The organism is Bacteroidota bacterium (genome assembly GCA_034723125.1).
Lineage (GTDB): Bacteria > Bacteroidota > Bacteroidia > CAILMK01 > JAAYUY01 > JAYEOP01.
In genome coordinates this window covers 1-3,946 of sequence record JAYEOP010000152.1, presented here as the reverse complement: position 1 = coordinate 3,946, position 3,946 = coordinate 1, and the positions used below count along the sequence as shown (strand labels likewise).

3 protein-coding genes are annotated in these 3,946 nt (G+C 30.1%); all 3 read left to right on the top strand.

The genetic code is table 11. The annotated features are described in order from the left end of the window. Nucleotides 1–1,064: 1,064 nt before the first annotated feature. The 3 genes from U9R42_04455 to U9R42_04445 are packed head-to-tail and all read left to right on the top strand — an operon-like array spanning nucleotide 1,065 to nucleotide 3,530. Nucleotides 1,065–1,784, top strand: coding sequence for a head GIN domain-containing protein (locus tag U9R42_04455; protein MEA3495267.1), 720 nt, complete (start codon nucleotides 1,065–1,067; stop codon nucleotides 1,782–1,784). Between the two features lie 12 nt (nucleotides 1,785–1,796). Beyond that, nucleotides 1,797–2,270 carry a DUF456 domain-containing protein gene (locus tag U9R42_04450; protein ID MEA3495266.1) on the top strand — a complete coding sequence of 158 codons (474 nt, stop codon included), beginning with the start codon at nucleotides 1,797–1,799 and terminating at the stop codon, nucleotides 2,268–2,270. A gap of 9 nt (nucleotides 2,271–2,279) precedes the next feature. Further along, a complete protein-coding gene (locus U9R42_04445) occupies nucleotides 2,280–3,530 on the top strand; it encodes an OmpA family protein (protein MEA3495265.1) in 1,251 nt (416 codons plus the stop codon). The last annotated feature ends 416 nt before the right edge of the window (nucleotides 3,531–3,946 follow it).

The window sequence follows — 3,946 nt, the reverse complement described above, 5'->3', positions numbered from 1 at the left end:
GCTTAATTTTAGTATTTTCATGATTTTATAGTTTTAATTGTTTAAAAGTACATTTTATTTTTTTCAGATTATAAAAGTACGTCTCTAAAAACACTATTTCCAAATATTTTTTAAAAATTATTTTATACCGAAAGGTTATCATGTAAAAGAAAATAAATTTTCTTAACATGCTAATCCATCGGCATAATACTAGTTTCTTCTTAATTAATTTGATGACGGTTTAGTATTATATGCAATATTCTAATAAGACATGTCCTTTAGTCCTGATATATCAAAATTTAGCGAAAATTCATTAATTAGTGTCTCTAAGAAAACTCTGCAAAATTAGATTCCTATCTTTTTGCGATATTTTTATCTTTCTCAACTCACTGATGCTAAGGCATCGCCTCGTCTCAAAAAATAAAAATCTCATCAAAAATCTTAGAAATCATAAAATTTGATAGTTTTCTTAGAGGCACTAATTACAAAAAGAGTAATTTAGTACCTCAAGTTTTGCATTTGAATATAAAGAATTGACATTCGGAAACTTATTAAATGTCCAGTTGTGATAACATAAAGAAAATAAATAGTATAATAATTCCATAATGAATTGCTTCATCCTTTGTGATTCTTAGTGTCTTTGAGCCTTAGTGGCTAATTATCAATATCTTGCCACAAAGACACCAAGGCACAATTTGCACTAAGAAAAAACATAAATATAACAGTTAGATAATAAATATATGCTGAGCGGTCATAAACATCGTTTCGCTATACCGTGGAAACGAAATAATATTCAATACGTTAAACATGGTGCCAAAGCTCATTATGACCAGTCGAAGTATATGTAACCACACAGAATTATTATACGAAATTTGAGTTAGTAATCTGTGAATCTGTCTTTGACAGATGAAGTCTGTGGCAAATTTGATTACCTACAGTATTTGACATAGAACCATATTTTTCTTGTTTAACTTATTTTTGATTTAAATAATTATTTTTGTGAAAAAGTCAATATATTTTAAGTATTTTTGTAGGTTAAATTTTTTTGTTTATTATTTTGTATAACAATTTTAAAATATAATATTATGATTTCTAAAAATGTAAAATTTATTGCTACTTTTTTTATTCTCTCTCTATTTCTATCCTCATGCTCAGTTAAATGCGAAAAAGGTTCGGGTGTAGTTGTAAAAGAAGTGCGAGAATTAGATGAATTTACAAGCATTGAACTTAGTAGTAGTGCAGACGTTTATATTACTCAGGGAGACGAACAAAGTGTATATATTGAAATTGATGACAATGTTCTTGAATTTGTAAAAACAGAAGTAAAAGGTAATGAATTGGAAATTTACACTAAGGGTTGTATAATCACTTCTTCTAAATTGAAAGTTTTTGTTACCATGAAAAGTTTAAAAGATATTGATATTTCCGGTTCTGGAGAAATACATGGGGAAAATCAATTTCATTCAAATGAGATGTCATTGGATGTTAGTGGATCAGGTAAAATATTTCTTTCGTTGCAGACAAATGATTTAAAAACAAAAATCTCCGGTTCAGGAGAAATAACACTTGAAGGAAATGCCAATAAACATAACATAAGTATTAGCGGATCCGGTGATTTGAATGCTTTTAAACTTAAAACCGTTGAAACGGATATAGATCTAAGTGGCTCGGGAGAGGCTTTTATTGATGTTGTACAAAAATTGGACGCAAAAGTTAGTGGTAGTGGTGATGTTGAATACAATGGAGATCCAAAAGTTAGAAGTAAGATTAGTGGCTCAGGTTCAGTAATGAGTGCAGATTTTTAAAATTATTTCATAATGGATATAGTATTAATTGTAATAGGAGCAGTTTTATTAATTGTTGGAATAGCAGGCTGTTTTGTTCCCGTAATTCCAGGACCTCCTATTAGTTATATTTCTATCTTATTGCTTCATTTTACAGAAGCTCATCAGTTTACAGATAAATTTTTGATTATTGCAGCATTGCTTACAATAGCTGTAACTGTTTTGGATTATGTTGTACCAATTTGGGGAACTAAAAAGTTCGGAGGTTCCAAAAAAGGTGTTTGGGGAAGTACCATAGGTTTGATTATCGGATTATTTTTTGGACCAATAGGAATTATTCTCGGACCTTTTGTTGGTGCTGTAATTGGTGAAATGATTGACGGTAAAGAATTTAAACCTGCTTTAAAATCAGGATTTGGTGCTTTCCTTGGTTTTGTTGCCGGTGTTATTATGAAGTTAGGTGTCTCAGGATACCTTGCTTATTATTTTATTACTAAAATATTTTAAATTGATTTTATGTACAAAATTTCTTTAACTATATTTCTTTTAATAATAATTGTTTTTCCTGCATTATCACAACAAAATGAGGAAAAACTTGTAAATATTAAAGGTCATGCGGATTGCATGGGAGCAATGAAAATTTCTACAGAAAATACTTTCGGACCTACAAATGCTCCTGAAGGTTATGGAAAAAAATTAGAGTTTTCAGGGAATAAAATAGGAAATAAATACTTTTTTGAAAAAGAACATAATACTGTTTGGTACAAATTCATAATACTTTATGATGGCTTTTTGGTTTTTGATATTATTCCTACTAATGTAAATGATGATTACGATTTTTCTATTTATAAATATAAAAGAGGTAACTTTTGTAAAGAAATAATTGATAAAGAAGTAATGCCTATAAGAACAAATATATCAAGAAATAGTAAAAGTATTAATAGTAAAACAGGCCTTAGTTTTAGTGCCAAAGTAAATTTTAAGGATGCAGGTAAAGGAGTTTCGTATTCAAAAGCTTTGAAAGTAACTAAAGGAACAATTTATTATTTGGTTCTTGACAATGTTTATGAAAATGGTGCAGGACACACAATTAAATTTAAGTACAAAAAGGAAGATGGCTCTTCGGCTGTAGTTCATGAAATAACAGGAAATATTATTGATGAAAAAACAAATGAAGCTATTGAATCAGAGGTTGTAATAGAAGATGCAAATTCGGGAATTGTGTTAGCAACAGTACAAACTGATAAAAAGACAGGAAAATTTACATTTACAATGCCTGAAGAATTTGACTTAAATAGAGAATACAATATTTCAGTTTATTCAAAAGGTCATTTTTTTAAGGATATGAGAATAGTACCTGCAAATGCTAAAAAAACAGGTGGATTAAAAAATGTGAAATTATCAGAATTAAAAAAAGGAAAAATTTTCAGTGTTTCCAATATTATTTTTTATGGTAATTCACCTCAATATTTACCTCAATCGAAACCAACACTTGAGCGACTTTTAAAGTTGATGAAAGAAAATGAAAATCTTGAAATTGCGATAAGCGGACATATTAACGGCTGTACGGGAAGTCCGGAAGGAAGACAATTATTGTCGGAAGCACGTGCTCAGACTGTTCATACTTTTTTAGTAAAAAGAGGTATTGAAAAAGCAAGATTGACTTCAAAGGGTTTTGGATGTACAAAAATGATTTATCCTAATCCAAAAAACGAAGAAGAAAAACGTGAAAATAGAAGAGTAGAAGTAGAAATCCTTAAACTGTAGGTTTTAGGAAGAATTCGGCAGTTAGACAACTGCAAACTAAAAACTAAAAGTTAAAAGCTAATCCTACGGACTCGCTTCGCTTCGAAAGTTAAAAAACAAAAACAGACTGCTGACTGAGAACTGTCTTTGACTGCCGACTGCTTACTGCCGACTGCTTACTGCCGACTGAGGACTGAGGACTGTCTTTGACTGCCGACTTCTTGATTTGAAAGCTCCAACATACCGTCATTGCGAAGGAAGTATGACTGAAGCAATCTGATGAAAGAATTGTTTATCTGTTTATTTGGTGATTTGTTTATTCGTAACACATAACTTTAAGTACTTTAGGCACTCTAGGCACTTCTTTTTGTTTATCTGTTTATATTTTCACGCAAAGACGCAAAGAACGCAAAGGAAATAAAAAACGTTATTCAACT